At 61.8% G+C, this 17823-nt stretch carries 12 protein-coding genes; 5 read left to right on the forward strand and 7 right to left on the reverse strand.

All coding sequences use genetic code 11. From position 1 onward, the window contains the following. Window positions 1-135: 135 nt before the first annotated feature. Window positions 136-1032, reverse strand: coding sequence for a DUF5996 family protein (locus tag Q1V57_RS00430; RefSeq protein ID WP_300526823.1), 897 nt, complete (start codon window positions 1030-1032; stop codon window positions 136-138). Window positions 1033-1143: 111 nt separating this feature from the next. Continuing rightward, entirely contained in the window at window positions 1144-2304 is a 1161-nt protein-coding gene (locus Q1V57_RS00435) for a hypothetical protein (protein WP_300526824.1), read from the reverse strand. Between the two features lie 237 nt (window positions 2305-2541). Between Q1V57_RS00435 and ggt the strand changes: the two genes are divergently transcribed. Next, window positions 2542-4287, forward strand: a complete 1746-nt coding sequence (gene ggt, locus Q1V57_RS00440; protein WP_366145044.1) for a gamma-glutamyltransferase — start codon at window positions 2542-2544, stop codon at window positions 4285-4287. Between the two features lie 139 nt (window positions 4288-4426). After that, complete coding sequence (locus Q1V57_RS00445) at window positions 4427-5167, forward strand: hypothetical protein (protein ID WP_300526826.1); 741 nt, start codon at window positions 4427-4429, stop codon at window positions 5165-5167. Here the strand turns inward: Q1V57_RS00445 and Q1V57_RS00450 are convergent. Beyond that, window positions 5164-6870, reverse strand: coding sequence for an aconitase X (locus tag Q1V57_RS00450; RefSeq protein ID WP_300526827.1), 1707 nt, complete (start codon window positions 6868-6870; stop codon window positions 5164-5166). The two genes, Q1V57_RS00445 and Q1V57_RS00450, sit on opposite strands and share 4 nt — an antisense overlap. A gap of 144 nt (window positions 6871-7014) precedes the next feature. Next, a complete protein-coding gene (pepF, locus tag Q1V57_RS00455) occupies window positions 7015-8883 on the reverse strand; it encodes an oligoendopeptidase F (protein WP_300526828.1) in 1869 nt (622 codons plus the stop codon). Between the two features lie 283 nt (window positions 8884-9166). Between pepF and Q1V57_RS00460 the strand changes: the two genes are divergently transcribed. Beyond that, window positions 9167-10396, forward strand: a complete 1230-nt coding sequence (locus tag Q1V57_RS00460; protein ID WP_300526829.1) for a GTP-binding protein — start codon at window positions 9167-9169, stop codon at window positions 10394-10396. Then, window positions 10393-11049, forward strand: coding sequence for a DUF1826 domain-containing protein (locus tag Q1V57_RS00465; protein WP_300526830.1), 657 nt, complete (start codon window positions 10393-10395; stop codon window positions 11047-11049). The genes Q1V57_RS00460 and Q1V57_RS00465 overlap by 4 nt, the downstream gene beginning before the upstream one ends. 14 nt (window positions 11050-11063) lie before the next feature. Here the strand turns inward: Q1V57_RS00465 and Q1V57_RS00470 are convergent, their stop codons facing one another. Together Q1V57_RS00470 and Q1V57_RS00475 are read right to left on the reverse strand one after the other, a co-directional pair. Next, a complete protein-coding gene (locus Q1V57_RS00470; protein WP_300526831.1) occupies window positions 11064-11891 on the reverse strand; it encodes a hypothetical protein in 828 nt (275 codons plus the stop codon). Between the two features lie 78 nt (window positions 11892-11969). Further along, a complete protein-coding gene (locus Q1V57_RS00475) occupies window positions 11970-12884 on the reverse strand; it encodes a hypothetical protein (RefSeq protein WP_300526832.1) in 915 nt (304 codons plus the stop codon). 219 nt (window positions 12885-13103) lie between these two features. Between Q1V57_RS00475 and Q1V57_RS00480 the strand changes: the two genes are divergently transcribed. Beyond that, window positions 13104-15404 (forward strand): DUF6055 domain-containing protein, encoded by a 2301-nt coding sequence (locus tag Q1V57_RS00480; RefSeq protein ID WP_300526833.1) that lies wholly within the window; start codon window positions 13104-13106, stop codon window positions 15402-15404. Window positions 15405-15505: 101 nt separating this feature from the next. Here the strand turns inward: Q1V57_RS00480 and Q1V57_RS00485 are convergent, their stop codons facing one another. Continuing rightward, window positions 15506-17713, reverse strand: coding sequence for a M3 family metallopeptidase (locus Q1V57_RS00485; protein WP_300526834.1), 2208 nt, complete (start codon window positions 17711-17713; stop codon window positions 15506-15508). Window positions 17714-17823: the final 110 nt, after the last annotated feature.

Genomic DNA, 17823 nt, shown 5'->3' on the forward strand with positions numbered 1-17823 from the left:
CGGCTATTCCCTGCCCCTACGGCAATCACCCCGCTACCGGGCAAGGTGCTGCGTGTTGTTCCGTGCTTTTCTACGAAGCACGGCAAAGCCTAGCTTGGAACGCTTGAACCTGACCAGAGCCGGTCACACGATCGATCAAACATGCTGATGTCGCAGATCTTCTGACGGCCAGTTCGCCTTCTGCGCCGCGCCGGCATAAAGACTGTCGAGGAAGGCGAGCACGGTCTGGGCCGGATCGGGTTCGGCGATAGCTGCCTCATAGGGCAGGATCGCCAGGGCACCACCATTCTTCTCGGCCCAGTAGGCAGAAGCCGGCTGGAGTTCAACGGCGTTCAGCCCCTCCGGTTCCGGATAGGCATAGCCGTAGAACGCCGCTTCCTGAAAACTGTCATCGCCTGGCCAGAAACCGGCAGAGATGACTTCATGCGAATAGGCTTCGCGATCAGACTGTGTTCCACCCGCAAGCGGGAAGGGTTTGCCGCTAAAGCGGGTCACCACCAGATCGAAAGAATGCCAGTACAGCTGGACCGGGGTCTGCTTGCCGGTGAAATGGCTGCGGAACACCTCGAAGACGCTGGAAATCGAACACAGCGCCCGCCAGTAGTCCGATACAGCCGCCCGGTCGTATTGCCGCGGCGCATGATCCTCAGGGAAGGAAATTGTCGACTTGTTGTCATAAGGGATGGCCAGGATTTCGACGTGAATGTCGAGTTCGTCGAGACTGGAAAACAAGGCCTCGTAAAACCCTGCCACCGTCAGGCCCGGGACGCTGAATTCGACCTGGCGTCCATCATTGCTCGAGACCACGACCTTGTGCTCGAGCATGTCGAAGAATATCTCGAAACCGCTCATCCCGAAGGGTATGCGGCCCGTGGTCAGGCCGCGGACATGAGGATAAAGCGTGACGTGCCACCAATGGTTCAGCTTGGGATGCGTCTTCAGCCGGACCTTGCCGATCATCTGCAGGAACAGATGCAATGTGTCGCGCGTTTCCACCCAGTCGCCATAGCGCAGGGACGGCCATTTGCTCATTCTCGTTCTCCCGGTCAGCTTGTCTGACGGTGAGGATATAGGGCGTTTGCAACGCTTCGCCCCAGAAACCTCGAACTTTCGTCGATCAGGTTCGACTGCCGGGTTGCCGGTCTATCGGCCGCGTGCGGCCTGTTCTTGCAGCGCGACCGTGAGGTCCGGCACCTCGACCTGACCGGCACATCCCTCACCGCCATCGATGACACAGGCGAAATAGCCACGCATGGCCTCTTCCATGGTCTTTGGCGTCCAGTGCTCAATACCGGGCAGGATGATGGAGTTGAAATCGACCATGCCGAACTCGCGATAGATCTCTGCCACATGCGGGACACGTTCAACGGTCGACGCGCCGAACACATCATTCACCCACAGCGCCTGCTCGCAGCTATAACTGTCCGAGCCGAATTCATCGCAGCTGAAAGGCGGTTCGGTGATGGAGTCGTTCTCATCGGCACCGCCCTGGAACAGGAGGACGGGCGTCGCGCGCAAGGCGTCGGCATTGAGCGGACCGTCGGCGATCTGATCCAGGTTGGATACCCCGACCGGGAAGGTAAGCGCCTCGCCCTGATAGGCCTCCAGCGGCAGGATGGGCAAACCGCCCGCACCACCTGCCACAACAGCGCGAACGCGCTCAGGATGCAGCACGGTTATGCGGGTGACAAAATCAGCGGCCGCCGAGAAGCCCCAGAACAGGGCGTCTTCGCTGGTTTCAAAACCGCTGGCGCTAAGCTTGGCGCGGGCATCGTCCAGCATGGCGATCAACTGCCGGTCCGGACGCGCATAGCGCGGATCGTCCGAGCGCATCGCCGCTTCTGTCAGGGCATGAATATAGAGATTGCCATTTCCATTATCGACCAGTGGTCGCGGAAACGCCGGGGTGAGCATCGGCGTGTTCAGATGGCGGCCGAAATCGACATATAGCTGCTCATTGCGCATGGCGGCCCAGTACTCATGGGTTTCCTGCGGAGCGCCCCAGAGCCCGTCATTATTCGGCTCGATCAACACCGGATGTCCGGCTGGCACGTGGTTGGGCAAAAGCAGGAAATAGGGCCAGTGAAACCCGGCTCCGGGATTGGCCTCGATGCGATAGATTTTGCGTGTTTCAAGCGCGCCCTCATAGGCGTGCGTTGTGGGCGCCGGACCAACCGGCTCGCCGATATGATCGGGCACCCGGCTCTCACGGTCGAAGGCCGCCACGCGGGCCCGCGGATCAACATCCTGAGCCACCGCCTGATTGCCCCCCAGAACAGCCAGCAGAAAAGCCAAAACTCTCATTTCATGCGCCCCCAAGGTTTTCCGCGCTCACCATGAGTGACCTAACTGCCCGGCATTGAGTGCTGGCGCAATGGGGACAAATGCCGGCTTCATCCCGCTCCCGGCGACACCAGGGTAGAGATGTGGACCCAGCGAAAGGGCGCGCTATCTTGGCCGGCTGTTGCCGCCAGTCGCAACGCGTTACGCAAGGGGAGCATCATGAAGAATTCCGTCACCGCTTTGAGCGCGGCCGCGCTTATGGCCGCCCTCGATTCAGGGACCGCCGCCAGTGCCCAGGCCTATCCGGGGGACCGGGTCAGCGGCGACCAGTTTGCCACCCGCTCGGTGACCACCGCGACACAAGGCATGGCGGCCACCGCTCATCCGCTCGCCAGCCAGGTCGCGATCAATGTCCTCCAGTCCGGCGGCAATGCGGTTGACGCGGCCATTGCCGCCAATGCGGCGATCGGCCTGATGGAACCCACCGGGAACGGCATTGGTGGTGATATCTTCGTCATCATCTGGGATCCCGAGACGCGCCAGGTCTATGGCATTAACGGTGCCGGCCGTTCGCCCATGGGGCTGAGCTATGACACGGTCGTTGAGACCCTGGGCGCTGGCAATGCGATACCGCCCCTGGGCGCCATGCCGGTTTCTGTACCGGGCACGGTGGATGGATGGTTCGCCATGCATGAACGCTTCGGTTCCATGCCGATGGACGAGATTCTCGCCCCGGCCATTCGCTATGCCGAAACCGGTTTCCCGCTGACCGAGACCATCGCCTATTACTGGGAGCGCAATATGCGCATCCTCGATGGCCGTTTCGCGAACGGCGAGTTCGAGGAGTTCGCCAATGCCCAGGCGACCTATTTGACCGAGGATGGCGATGCCCCGCGCGAGGGCGAGATTTTCCGCAATCCCGATCTGGCCAACACCTATCGCTTGATCGCCGAAGGTGGCCGCGATGCCTTCTATGACGGCCCGATCTCGCAGACGATCAATGACTATATGGAGCGGATTGGCGGCTGGATCTCCTATGATGATCTCGCCGCGCATCGCACCGAATGGGTCGAGCCGCTCAGCGTCAATTATCGCGGCTATGATGTCTGGGAATTGCCGCCGCAGGGTCAGGGCATCGCCGCGCTGCAAATGCTGCAGACCCTGGAAGCCTACGACCTCGCTTCCATGGGCTTTATGAGTGCGGAGGCCATCCACCTGATGGTTGAAGCCAAGCGCCTGGCCTTTGAGGACCGGGCCCGCTTCTATTCCGATCCCGCCTTCTACGACGAAGCCGACCCGGCCGCACTCTATGCCGAGCTTATCAGCGACGAATACGCCGACACCCGGCGGCAACTGATCTCCTCCGACGCCGCGATGGAAAACGTCACCCATGGCGATCCGTCCATCATCGAGGACGGCGATACGACCTATCTCACCGTCGCCGACAGCAATGGCATGATGGTCTCGCTGATCCAGTCCAATTTCCGCGGTATGGGTTCCGGCCTGGTCCCGGACGGTCTCGGCTTCATGCTGCAAAACCGCGGCGAGCTGTTCAGCCTCGATACGGACCATCCCAATGTCTACGAGCCCGGCAAACGCCCCTTCCACACCATCATCCCGGCCATGATCACGCGCGATGGCGAGGCCTTCATGAGCTTCGGCCTGATGGGCGGCGCCATGCAGCCCCAGGGGCATGTCCAGATCATCACCTCGGTGATCGATTTCGGGCTCAACATCCAGCAGGCCGGCGATGCAGCACGCTGGCGTCATGACGGCTCGACCTCGGAAACGGGTCAGGCCGGTGAGACGGCAGGCGTCGGTGTGCTCTCGGTGGAAAGCGGCGTGCCGCAAGGCGTGCGCGACGCGCTGAGCGCGCTGGGCCATGAGGTCGTGGACGGCAATGGTGGCTTTGGCGGCTATCAGGCCATCTTGCGCGATCCGGAAACCGGCGTGCTCTACGGAGCCAGCGAAATGCGCAAGGATGGCGCAGCCCAAGGTTACTAGTGCCACCGAACAAAGCGCTGTCTGACCGGGCAGCGCCTTTTCCATTGCTTGCCGGTCCATCACCGGGCCGCGTTCCTCTCGAATATGTTGGAGCGGCCCCGGTGTCTCTGCTAACCCGAGGCGGTTGAGGGAGTTATCGATGCTGTTACGCCGCCTGAGCGAACATGTGCGCACCCAGAACTGGATTGCGGTGGCGATCGATTTTGTCATCGTCCTGGTCGGTGTCCTGCTCGCCTTTCAGATCAATGCCTGGAATGAAAGCCGGTTGGAGCGAGCGGAACAGGCGGCCGCGCTGGATCGCCTGCTGTCGGAATCGGAAGAAGCCGTTGTCTATCTGCGCCGCTCTATCGCCCGGTTCGAAGAAGGCAATACGCGCCGCGTGGAACTGCTGACCCGGCTGAATGACGATAATTGGGACGGGTTTGATAATGACGCCATGGCCCAGGCCATCGTCACCATCGGCCGCGCCCCGCCTGCGGCTCCGCCGCGCAGCGCCTATGACGAGGTTATTGCCTCCGGCCTGTTCTCAGGTATTGGCGATGCTGAGGTGCGCGATGCGATCACCGAATACTATGCATCCGTCGACTATCTCAATGGCATGTCGGTCTATATCCAGCGCCTGGCCAGCTGGGATCCGTATTGGCGCTATGACAGCACGACCGACGTGTTCGCACCGGACTTTTTCTACCAGACCCGGACCCTGGTCGATGTCGAGGCCATACGCGCCAATGCCGAATTCGCGGAAATGCTGGTACGCGGGCACCGGGTACAGATCGCTTTGACCGAGTGGTGGCAAGGCGCGCTGGAAGATGCGCAGGCCATGTGCGAAGCGCTGGCCGGGTTTTCCCAGAGCGAGTGCGAGGCGGCCGCGACAGACTAGGCCAGCCACTCTGGCACAGACAGCCCCGCCGCGCTGGTTCGGGCCGCCACGGCACATTCAGCCAGGCTTCCCAGACGCAGGCTGCAGCCGGACAGGCTGGGGCCGTAATGGGCATACTTGCCTGAATTGGTCAGAATATGGCGGGCCGAGGCCGGGAAGAGCGGCCTGGAGATCGAGCACCAGCATACATCGGTTACCAGCTGCACGCCGAGCCGTTCGAGCTCGGCCCGGGTCCCGTCCTCTTCAATCTCGGCATTGACCGCCCGGCCCAGCGTCAGCATCACGCTCACCCCGTCAGCCACCGCATTGCCGTCCATCAAACGGGCAAACTGCCGGCATTCGGATGCGGACAGGTGCGGACTGCCGAGGGCCACAAGATCGACCTTGGCCGGCCCCTGGTTCAAGGCCTGCCAAGCCTGACGCAGGGCGGCCCGGTCGATCCGGTGGCGCGGCAGGGACGGGTCGTAGCTGTCACCCGCTTCCGGGGTGACACCGGCCATGTGCAGCATGGGCGCGCCGGATGTGGTCCCAAAGGCCGCACACACTGCCTTGAGGTCATCGGGTCCGGGATGATGCTCGGCCAGACCGTTGAGCAGCGGGATGCGGTCCGGGGCCAGCTGACCGGCAAGCCAGCCAAGCAGGGGCCAGACGCTCTCATCGGCTTGCTCCGGCAGGTCGACATCCAGAACCAGGCGGGCCTGCCGGTGGGCATCGAGATACACGCCGGACGCCGGAGCCCGCCCGGTGACGGCAATCATCAGATCGAAAAAGTCTGCATGCTTGTTGCTGCGCGCACCCAGCACGCTGTTGGCATAGATTACGGCGTTGGATTCTGACCAGCCGATCACCTCCCCCTGCCGCGGTTTGTCGCTGAGGAGATAAGGCGCACAGGTAAAGCTCGGCCGCGCGCCCATGGCCAGATAGGCTTCGGCCAGTGCGCTGGCCGGTTCGCCAAAATCGGCCGGGACGCCTTGGGCGCGCCAATGCGGCAGGTCGACGGAAATCGCATTCATGGTGGTCGGAACGCGGACCCTCGCCCCGCGCGCCTGCATGGCCCGGGCAAAGGTCAGATTGGCCTCGCTGGCATAAATGCAGCCATCAATATGAACGCGGGAGACATCAATCAAAGTCCGGGCGCCCTGCAAGACCGCCAGGATGCACATCGTCTCCATGGCCAGTTGAGCCGCTTCGCCCTCGCCTCCCGCCAGCATGTTTTCATCGGCAGCAGACAGGCTCAGACCAGACCGGTCCAGGGTTCCCAACTCAAATGTGAGATCACCGGCCGTGAGATGAGCGCCGGTCAGCTGCGCGTCTGTTTCGCAGGACAGCTTCTGATAGTCCTCAGCGCCGAGCCGGATCACGGCAATGCGCGCGTCAAACATGATGCGGGCGATAATGGCCCCCAGGCTCAGGACGTCCTCGGGCTCGCGAAACACCAGCGCGGCCGGGGCCTTGCCCGCCAGGGCGAGGCTCAGCAGGACGGCACTTCCGGTACACGACCCGCGCGAGGTCGGCATCATCAGAACCTTGCCGGCTATCGACTGTCCGCATTGCGGGTGGTGCTGATCGAGTATGGTCCCGCTTTGCGCATCCACCCCGCCCCAAAAGCTCAGCCCTTCCTCGCAATACAGGATAGGCCCGGACAGATCGGCGGCCTGGATCAGGGTGTTGGGATGCTGCGGATCGAAAGCGCCCTGGCTCAAACGGGTCACCTTTGCGGAGGGGAGAGAGACCCTCTCCTTATCCGCGTTTAACCCGGCCGGTGCAAATACCGCTGCCGTCGAAAAAGGCGCAGACCCGGCCCGGCTTGCCGGGACAGGCATGCGCCTTCATCGAGATGTCGCGCCCTAGTTTTCGCGGGCGTCGAGAATGGCTTCGATCTCGTCCATCACGGCGACCATGCGGTCGATGACGGCGTTATAGGGATCCGCCGTCGTCATATCGAGGCCCGCATCACGCAGGATCTCGACCGGATAATCCGAACCGCCGGCCTTGAGGAAATTGAGATAGGTCTCGCGCGCCTCATCCCCACCGGTCTCCAGCTGGTCGACGAAATAGGCCGCCCCGGCGATCGAGGTCGCATACTGGTAGACATAGAAGTTGAAATAGAAGTGCGGGATATAGGCCCACTCGATCATCTCACGCTCGGTGATCTCCAACACGCCTTCCTCATGCCCATGATAACGGCGCAGGATTTCACCGTAGATCTCGGTCATGCGCGGGCCGGTCAGAGCCTCGCCGCGTTCGACGGCCTCGTGAATGGCAACTTCAAACTCCGAGAACATGACCTGGCGGAAGAAAGTGCCGCGCATCTGCTCGAGGGCGTAGCCGAGATAGAAAAGCCGTTCCTCATCGCTTTCGGCCTGTTCGAGCATGTGCTCCTGCAGCAGCAATTCCTGGGCAATGGCTGCGATCTCGGTGGTGAAGATCGAGAAATTGGACAACTCGTAAGGCTGGTTCGCATTGGTCAGCACCTGGTGCATCGCATGACCCCACTCATGGGCGTAGGTCGAGGCGCTGTTATAATTGTCCAGGTGATTGAGCAGGATGAGCGGGTGGACGTCATAGGCGCCGCCGGACATGTAGGCACCGGAGGATTTGCCCGGCTGCGGATAGACATGCATCCAGCGCTCGCTCGATGCCTGCGCGAAGGTCTGCGAGAACTCCTCGCCCAGCACATCCATGGACGCCAGAACGTGTTCGCGGGTCTCCTCGACCGGGAAGGTCAGATCGGTTTCAACCAGGGCCGGATAGATGTCGTGATAGCCCTGGTCCTCAATTCCGAGCATGCGGCCGCGCAGCTCGAAATAGCGGTGCAGGACGTCGATCCGGTCATTGGTGACCTCGACCAGCGTGCGATAGACCTCCTCCGGGATGTTATCGCCGGACAGGAAGTATTGCAGCGTATTGTCGTAATTGCGCGCCCGGGCCATGGCGACATTGGCCTGGACCTCACCGTTGAGATTGGCGCCGAACGTGCTCTCATACTGTGACCAGGTGCCCCAGAAAGCGTCGAACACCGCTTCACGGTCTTCGCGGTCCGGGTCTTCGCGGTGCAGGGTATAGCCGGCCGGGGTAAGATGGGCCTCGGTGCCGTCGCTGAGTGTGATGGTGGGCCAGTCGATCTCGGCATTGGCCAGCAGACCGCGGGCATTTTGCGGCGCCGACAGGGCATTACCCATCAGCGAGAGAACCTCTTCGGCTTCCGGGGTGAGGACATGTTCCGCCTGGCGCAGCGTGTTGCGCAAGCCGAGCGCGTGCTTCTCCAGCCCCTCCTGCTCAGCGATGAACTGCTCGATCCGCTCGGCGCCGATCTCGACAATTTCCGGCGCCACAAAGCTGCCGGCGGCACTGGCCAGACCAAACATGGCCGACAGGCGGCCGACCATGACCTGGCCATCCGGGTCACTCAGATCGGTATTGCGCTGGTTGGAGGCATAGGTCCAAAGCCGCGAAGCCTCCTTGAACAATGCCGACTGCGCATCGAGCGCCTCGAGCAGGATCTCCGAGCTCTCGCCAAGACGGCCCTGATAAGCGGTGATGCCGTCGATTTCGCCCTGGAGGCGCTCAACCTCGGCCTCCCAGTCCGCCCGGGTCGCGTAGAACGGGGTCAGGTCCCAGACATAGCGCTCGTCAACCGCCTCCCCGGCGTCCTGCGCCAGCGCCGGAGCGCTCATGGCGGTCAGCGCCAGCGCGCTGGCGGTGATCAAATGCATTGCGGTTTGGCGAAGTCCTCGCTTCATGGTCATGCCTTCTCTTGCAGGTGCCCGAGCACCCATCCCCTCAACTGAATTATGATGTCCTGCGCGGTCATCCCGCACGCAGTCCGGCGTGTGCAGCTTGTTACAGGTCCCGTCGAAACCGGACATTTCCCTGCCATTGAATTTCATTAACAAAGCGACATGCATGGGGACGCTTGTTGGTCGTTAGCATGTTACAGTATAACATTGCATCAACTCCCGGGCGGCACCACCCCGCCACAGCAGAAAGCGCAATACCATGCCCTCTCCCCGCGATAAGCGCCTCCCGGTGACCGTGCTCTCCGGCTTTCTTGGCGCCGGAAAAACCACCCTGCTCAACCGCGTACTCAATAATCGCGAGGGCATCCGGGTCGCGGTGATCGTCAACGACATGTCCGAGGTCAATATCGACGCCGATCTTGTCCGGGCCGGAACGGAATTGAGCCGCACCGACGAGACGCTCGTGGAAATGTCCAATGGCTGTATCTGCTGCACCTTGCGCGACGATTTGCTCGCAGAGGTCCGCCGCCTCGCGGATGAAAAACGATTTGATTACTTGCTGATCGAATCCACTGGCATTTCGGAACCTTTGCCCGTGGCCGCGACCTTCGATTTCCGCTCAGAGGAAGGCGATAGCCTGTCCGATGTCGCGCGGATCGACACCATGGTCACCGTGGTTGATGCGGTAAATCTGCTGAGGGATTTTTCCAGCCACGACTTTCTCAAGGACCGCGGCGAGTCGCTCGGCGATGAGGACGACCGGACCTTGGTGCACCTGCTGACAGATCAGATCGAGTTCGCGGATGTCATCGTCCTCAATAAGGTCGATGATGCCCGCCCCGACCAGGTTGATGCAGCGCGCAAGATCATTCGCAGCTTGAATGCCGATGTCCGTATTCTCGAGGCCAACTATTCCGACGTGCCGGCGGAGGACATCCTGAATACCGGCCTGTTCGACTTCGAAAAAGCCCATGAACATCCGATGTGGGCCAAGGAGCTTTATGGCTATGAGGATCACACGCCTGAAACCGAGGAATATGGCGTCACCTCCTATGTCTACCGCGCCCGCCGCCCCTTCCTGCCGGAACGCATCCACGCGATCTTGAACGGCGCTCTGCCCGGCGTCATCCGCGCCAAGGGGCACTTCTGGATGGCGACACGCCCGGAATGGGTCGCGGAGTATTCCATGGCGGGAGCGCTTTCCAGTGTGTCCCCGATCGGTACCTGGTGGGCCAGCGTACCGCCGGACCAATGGCCGGAAGGACCGGCCGTCGACGCCTATCTGGCGGATCATTGGCAAGAGCCTTTTGGTGATCGCCGCCAGGAACTGGTCTTTATTGGTGCCGGGATCGACTGGCCTGAGCTAAAAGCGCGTCTGGACGCCGCGCTTGTGCCTGAAATCCAAGCCTACTCACCCCATGATATCCCGCAAATGGCAGATCCGTTTCCGCGCTGGCAACGAGCCGAGGAAGCGGAACCGGCCGCATGAACCTGATAGCCCAGAACGCGTTCAACGCCGACCTCGGCACACCGATACGGCGCGTTCAACACCTGAGCGGACTGACGGCCCTCGCCAATCCCGGCGCAGAGGCGGTTATCTGGGACCGGCCCATCCCGCCCGCCATGGCCCGCGCTCTGGAAGGCTGGCCGAAGGCAAAGGCCGCCGATATCCGCCTGGTGCTCAATCTGAGCGAGATTGAAGCGGCCGCGGTCCGGGTATTCAATACGTGGGGCGGGCTGGAGCCAATGGCCCGCGACTGGCTGGCAAAGGACATTGCCGGGCTTGCCACCCAGCTGGCGCAAACGCTGGCTGCCTCGCGCGTGCACCTGCGTTTCGAACATGTCCGTGACGACGCCTGCCGCCGCTTCCACAAAGACAATGTCCGGGCCCGGCTAATCTGCACCTATCGCGGACCGGGCACACAGTTCGGCTATACCGAGCGCCTGGCAGACGAGCCGGCTCGTTTCGACACCGTGGCAACCGGATCGCCGATCTTCCTGCGCGGCAAAACCTGGCCGTCGAGCCAGGTCGGGCATGTCGTGCACCGTTCGCCCCCGGTTCAGGCTGACGGCGTAAGCCGACTCGTGATTGTGATCGATGAGGCAAAACCGGAACTGCCACACGGCCTTCAGACGCGCTGAGCCAAAGCCCAGGGCTAGAGTCCGAACTTCCCCAGATCCCCAAGGACGTCATCCCGATCAAGCGGTGGGTGATCCAGAACAGGCAGGAGATCGGTTCCGAAATCCTCAACCGGATCGTGCTGCGTCATATCCATTCGGCGCTCGATTTGCGGCCGCAGTGGAGGCCAGCGGTGGCCGCAATCATCCACCAAGGTGTGGATCATATCCATGCTCACACGGACATCATCATCGCCCAGCTCAGCCCTTGATCGCGCATCGACGCGTGCCAGCACGTCGAGGACATTCTCTTCGGTGACGACCCGGCAGAGCTCATATTGCAAGTCTACGAGCTGATAGGGCCCATGGCCCTGAACCGCTTCCGGCAGGCTGCGCAAATGCCGGTCGATAAAGTCGCTGACCTTTATGGCCTCAGGAAAAACCAGGGCGGAATGCGAACTGGAGCTGAAACTGTCCGCCAGTGCCTGCCCGGCCTTTGCCAGGCTGGCTCCGGCCTCCGGCGCTTCAAGGCTCAGCGCTACTGATCCGGCACGCTCGTCCAACCCGGCGAGTGCTGCAAATCCTTGTGCATCCTCTGACCGGTCGAAGCGGAACTCGACATCACCTGACGCTAGTTTCAACCGGCAATACCAGAGCATCGGAGCCAGCGGATAGCGCAACTCGACCCAGCGCGGTCCGTTATCCAGCCGCACCGAATCCACCGCCAGACGATGATCGCTCCAGATCGGTTGGAGCAAGCGCGCCAGCCGGCGCTTTTGCTCGCCACCATCCTGCTCAAACAGGACCTGCAACATCTGGCGATCGCGCTCGCTATACTGGCGCTTATAAGGATAGGCAGAGGACATCGGATCTCGGGCGAAGACGGGATGGAAATACCGGCAAGGCCAGCCTCCCACGCCCGCAGCTGCACCGCAAGCCGAGCGCTACTCGATCCCGTATTGAGCTATAATGCGCGCCCGCGTCTCATCATCCGCGAGCGGGATGGTCGAGCCCTGGCTGCCGAAGAACTGATAGCCCTCCGTCGCGCCATAAATCCGGTCGAGCAGCATTTTTAGCGCCAGGTCATTGCTGAGCTCCCCCTCGCGCACAGCAGCGTGCACATGGGGCAGATAGCGGCGCATATAGGGAATGTTGGAATGCTGGATCACCAGGAACATGGCGATCTCCAGCTCTTCTCCGACCATGGAGCGACCGATATAGCGGCCATGACGCTCGAACAGGGCATCGATCCGGGCCTGGTTCTGAGCATCCAGCGCCTGTTGGGCCTCGTTGAGATCAGGGCGATACATAGCATCATCAAGCGAAATCTGGTGGATTTCCCGGACCAGGTCCGCATCAAAATCGTGATCGGCGATATGGGCCTCGACATCAAACGGGGTCACCGCAGCAAGGATTTGCGGGCAGTCATCGACAAAGGCGAAAAAGACCTCCGGAATGGCCGCTTCAAACGGATGCGGCGCGGCGTCGATATAGCCGCAGATCGCCGCCGGATCGCTTTCAAAGGCTAGGCTGAAGGCCAGCCCGGTATTCGCCGCCGGCTCGCCCAGCGCATAAAAGGCCAGGGCGAGGTTCCAATAGTCGACGTGAACAAAATTGTCCGGATTTCCGCTCACGGCGGCCTTGGTCTGATTGAGATAGAACAGGCCACGCGCAAACACGTCCTCGGCAACATCATCCCGGCGCACCGGTTGATAGGCGAGCACAGTCTCGTGGAAATTCTCAGCCGTGAGAACCGGCGTCGCCTGACCCTGCAGCGCATGGGCTGCGGCGGTACCAGGAACGGCCAGGGCCGAGAGCCCGGCGCCCAGAAAACACGCCTTGAAAATTTCACTCATCATCGCCCCTGCCCTTCCACAAACAGATCAAAACCGGCGGCCTTATAGGCAGCGCCTCCGGGGAGTTCATCTTAAAACGCGGTCACGAACTTAAAGGCCGTTCATGATGCCGCGAGACGCGCCTGGAACCGCCCTAGCCCGCCGCTCCGGCTTGTTGCATCGCGCATATAAGGCTATGCCCGACAGACAGCGCCCGTGCGGTTGGGCGCAAAGGGGGACATTATGCGTTTTCAGCTTATGGCACCGGCAGCTTTCGGAATGGCGGCTCTGGGGGCGAGCAGCTGCGCAGACGCGGCGCCGCATCACCAGCATGGACATGGCGCCAGCGACAGCGAGGGTATTGCCGGCAGCGTCACCGAGGCGGCTCCGGAGTTTACTCACACTTTTGAGCTGGAAGCGGGCCAAGTCGTGACCCTGACGACCCAGTCGGATGAGAATTTCGATACCGTTCTGACGCTGAGCGGGCTGGGCGGCAAACCGATCACGCAAAACGACGATGCCGATCCGACAACGCTGCAATCCCTCATCCTTTTCGCCGTTCCGCAAAGCGGCAGCTATACGGCCTCTGTTACCGGTTATGGCGGCGCGACGGGCAATTTCGAGCTCTTCATTGAAGAAGGTGTCGATTTCGGCCTCTCCGACGAGGCGGTCATCCTGGAAGAAGGCGTAACCCGCTTCAGTGGACGCGAGCTGACCCGCGACGTCGAGGTCCAGCTGAATGAAGGCGACATCCTGGTCGCCTCGACCGAAGCGCTCAGCCCCGAGCTCGACACCACGCTGACCCTGTTCGATGCCTCCGGTGAGGTTATCGCCATGAATGATGATCGCGGCGATGGCACGCTGAACTCGCAGATCATCTTCCTGGTCGAGACCGCCGGTGAATATACCGTGCAGGCGGGCAGCTATAGCGGGCGGGATATGGGCGAGCTCTTCCTCTCCGTCGCCACCGATGCCAATGCCGAACTGCCGTTTGATTTCACTGCCCTTGATGGCGAGATGATCGCGACCGAGACCGGCCGCGTCGACGACAACACCCCGGTCTATCGCCGCGACATCACTATTGCCGAAGGTCAGACGCTTTATGCCTATGCCGACCGCGCCGATGGCGATCTCGACCCGGTGCTACGCCTGCTCGGCCCGGACGGGCTGCCGGTGGCGATGAATGATGATCGTGGCGACGGCTCGCTCAATTCCGCTTTCGCCTACACCGCCCCGGCGACCGGCGATTACATCGTCGAAGTCGACCGCTATAGCGGCAGCGGCTCGTCCGGCGGCTTCAGCCTGACCCTTTCCTGGGTCGAGGCGTCCGTGGTGGAGGTCCTGCAGGGCCTGCGCGAATCCATTGTCACGCTGAGCGGCGACCCGCAGAGTTTCCGGACCGACGATTTCGTCGTCAATTACACCCTGGACGGTGAAGACAGCACCACCCTCGCCTATGCCCAGAGTGTCGGCGACGCCCTGCAGCATGCGCTGGATGAACAGCTCGGCCGTATGGGCTGGCGCGAACCGGTGCGCGATGCCGATGGCCTCTACCGCGCCTTTGTCGCCGACGCCAATGGCTCCATGGGCGTGACCTATCCGGTCGAGACCGTGTTCGACAATCCGCACACCAGCGATATCCGCGAGCCGCTCGCCTCGCGCACGGTCTTTGTCGTCGAGAATGATTTCGAGGGCTTTGATGAAAAGACGGCGCCGGTGGACAGCCTGATGCGGGCCACCGCGACCCATGAATTCGCCCATGTGGTCCAGTTTGGCTATGATTCAGAGGAAGGCCTGGACTGGCTTTACGAGTCCACAGCGTCCTGGATCGAGACCGTTACCGTTGGTCATCACCAGGATGCCACGGATTATGTCGAGACGGACTATCAGCGCCCGGATCTGTGCTGGACGACGACACAGGGCGGGTTCGACTATTCCCAGTGGACGCTATTGCAATCCCTCGCCGATGTTCATGGCGAGCGCATCGTCGTCCGTATCTGGGAAAACGCGGTCGACCATGACGGTTTCGACACCATGGCGGTCACCCTGGGTGAGGTCGACACGACCATTCCCGATGCGCTGCGCCGCTGGCGGGCCCAGAATTTTGCCATGGCCTATGAACTCGCCCCGCTGTTTGATCGCCCCGTAGCGCTCAATCGCAGCTTCAACACGGCGGAAAGCTGGACCTCGAAACAAGGCCCGGAACAGCTCGGCGCGAATTATTTCGAACTAGCTCTGGATGGCCGTCACACCATCTCGCTGAACGGCAATAATGCCCTTGAACTGGTTGCCCTGGGCTATCGCGACGGCACGGTTGATGTCATCGAACTGGGCCAGTCCGGTGTGGTTGATCCGGCGGCCTACGAGCATCTCGGCCTGATGGTCTTCAACCCCGTCATTCCCGAGGCGCCGGGCGTGTGCTCCTCCGGCATGTATACGCTGGATATCAGCGCCACCTCCGAAGCAGCGACTCAGCCAGCAGCTTATCAATTTGAGGCGCCGCACTTTACCGCCCCGACGCCGGTCAGCGAGGCCATCGAATAGCCACAGAACGGGCACCGGTCCACATCACGGCGGGCACATAAAAAGCGCGGGCCGGCAACTGCCGGCCCGCGCCTTTATTTGTCCTCAGACGCGGCGATCTTCTAGCCGTCAGCGTCCGTATCGAACCCGCGATTGCGCAGCAGCGGCTCAACGCTCGGCTCGCGGCCGCGGAAGCCGACATAGGCGTCCATGGCCGGCAGGGTATCACCAGCCGAGAAAACGCTGTCGAGCAGTTTCTGCGCCAGTTCCGGATCGAAGATATCGCCCGCTTCCTCAAACGCCGCGAACCCGTCATTGTCCAGAACGCCGGCCCAGAGATAGCTGTAATAGCCGGCGGAATAGCCCTCTCCTGCGAAGCTGTGCAGGAAGTGCGGGGAGCGGTGGCGCATCGGGATGGCGTCGAGGTTTTGACGGCTGCTCAGCACCTCCTCCTCGAAGGCATGGATATCGATATCGCCCGGCTCGGTGTTGAGATGGTAGGCCATATCGACAAAGCCGGAATTGAGGAACTCAACCGTGGCAAAGCCCTGGTTGAAGGTCTGGGCTTCCAGCACGCGCTCGAGCAGCGCCGGCCTCATCGGCTCACCGGTCTCATAGTGAAGGGCAAAGCGCTCGAGCACTTCAGGCTGTTCCAGCCAGTGTTCATAGATCTGCGCCGGGAATTCCACGAAGTCGCGGTCAACCGCGGTCCCGGCCAGGCTGGGATACTCGGTATTGGACAACAGACCGTGCAGACCGTGGCCGAATTCGTGGAATAGCGTGCTCGCATCGATGAAGGACAAGAGCGCAGGCTCGCCATCGGCCGGCTTGTTGTAATTACAGTTATTGATGATGATCGGGATATCACCGCTAATCCCGTTCTGGGCGCGGAAGCTGGACATCCAGGCGCCGCCGCGCTTGCCCGGGCGAGCAAAGTAATCACCGTAGAACAGGCCGATCACCTCGCCTTCCGTATTGGTCATCTCCCAAACGCGGACGTCCGGATGATAGACTTCCATATCGGTGCGCTCGGTGAAGCTGACACCGAACAGGCGCTCGGCGACGTAGAACTGGGCCTCGATCATATTGTCGAGCTGGAGGTAGGATTTCACCTCGCTCGGGTCGAGATCATAGCGCTCGGCGCGCACCTGTTCGGTGTAATAGCGCCAGTCCCACGGCATGACGCCATGGTCGAGACCGGCCGCGGCGATACGCGCTTCGATATCGGCCTGTTCTTCCAGCGCGCGTTCACGGGCCGGCCACCAGACCTGCTCCATCAGCGAGGTTGCCGCCAGCGGTGTGCCAGCCATGGTGCCACCGGTGCGGTAATGCGCGAAGGTCTCATAGCCCAGAAGGTTGGCCATCTCGAGACGCAGGCGAAGAATGTCGCGGATCGTATCGTGATTGTTATTGGCGTTCTCGTTGTCACCGCGGCTGGTCCAGGCCCGCCATGCCTGTTCGCGCAGCTCGCGATTGGGCGAGGTTTGCAGGAAGGGCTCTACGCTGGAGCGCGCCAGGGTAACGACATGGCCCTCTAGGCCGCGGTCAGCAGCAGCACCGGCAGCCGCGGACACGACGAAGTCCGGCAGGCCTTCCAGGTCCTCCGCCTCCAGTGCCATGGTCCAGCTTTCACGGTCCGCCTGCTCGTTCTGGGCGAATTGCGTGTAAAGACCCGCCAGGCCCGCACGGACGTCGGCGAAACGCTGACGGTCATCGCCCTCCAGCTGGGCGCCGGCGCGGACGAAGTCATGGTGGGTAACTTCCAGCAAACGAAGTTGCTGCGGTTCCAGACCCAGGCTTTCGCGCTGCTGGTACAGGCTGTCGATGCGGGCAAAGAGATCGGCATTGAGCGTGATCGAAGCGGAGTGCGCGGCCATGCGCGGGCTCATCTCGCGCTGGATGGCGCGGATTTCGTCATTACTGGCCGAGCTGGCCAGGTTGAAGAACACGCTGCTGATACGGCCGAGCTGGGCGCCGGACTGCTCCATGGCCAGCATCGTGTTGGCAAAGCTTGCCGGCTGCGGATTGCTGGCGATGGCTTCGATCTCGGCCGTGTGCGCCGCCAGGGCTACTTCGAAGGCCGGCAGGAAATGGGCCTCCTCAATGGCATCGAAGGGCGGCGCCTGGTGCGGAGTATTCCAGGCCGACAGCAGCGGGTTATCCGATGCAGGCACGGCAGCATCGGCAACTTGCGTGGTAGCGGTCCCGGCCTCGCTGACGGTTTCACTGGCAGCGTCCCCGGCGGTTTCAGGTGTCTCCCCGGCCTGCGGAGAACATGCAGCAAGAAGAAGAGCGGTGCTGGCAGCGCTCAAAAGCATGGCGGCTTTCATGACAAATCCCTTGATAAATTAAGGATGTTATAACATAACGCACACTAGCGAAGAGCCCGCGAAAGCTCAAGATTAAGACTGAGTCATGTGCTGGGTTATTGCGCACCCCG

It is taken from the genome of Maricaulis sp., from assembly GCF_030149425.1.
Classification (GTDB): domain Bacteria; phylum Pseudomonadota; class Alphaproteobacteria; order Caulobacterales; family Maricaulaceae; genus Maricaulis.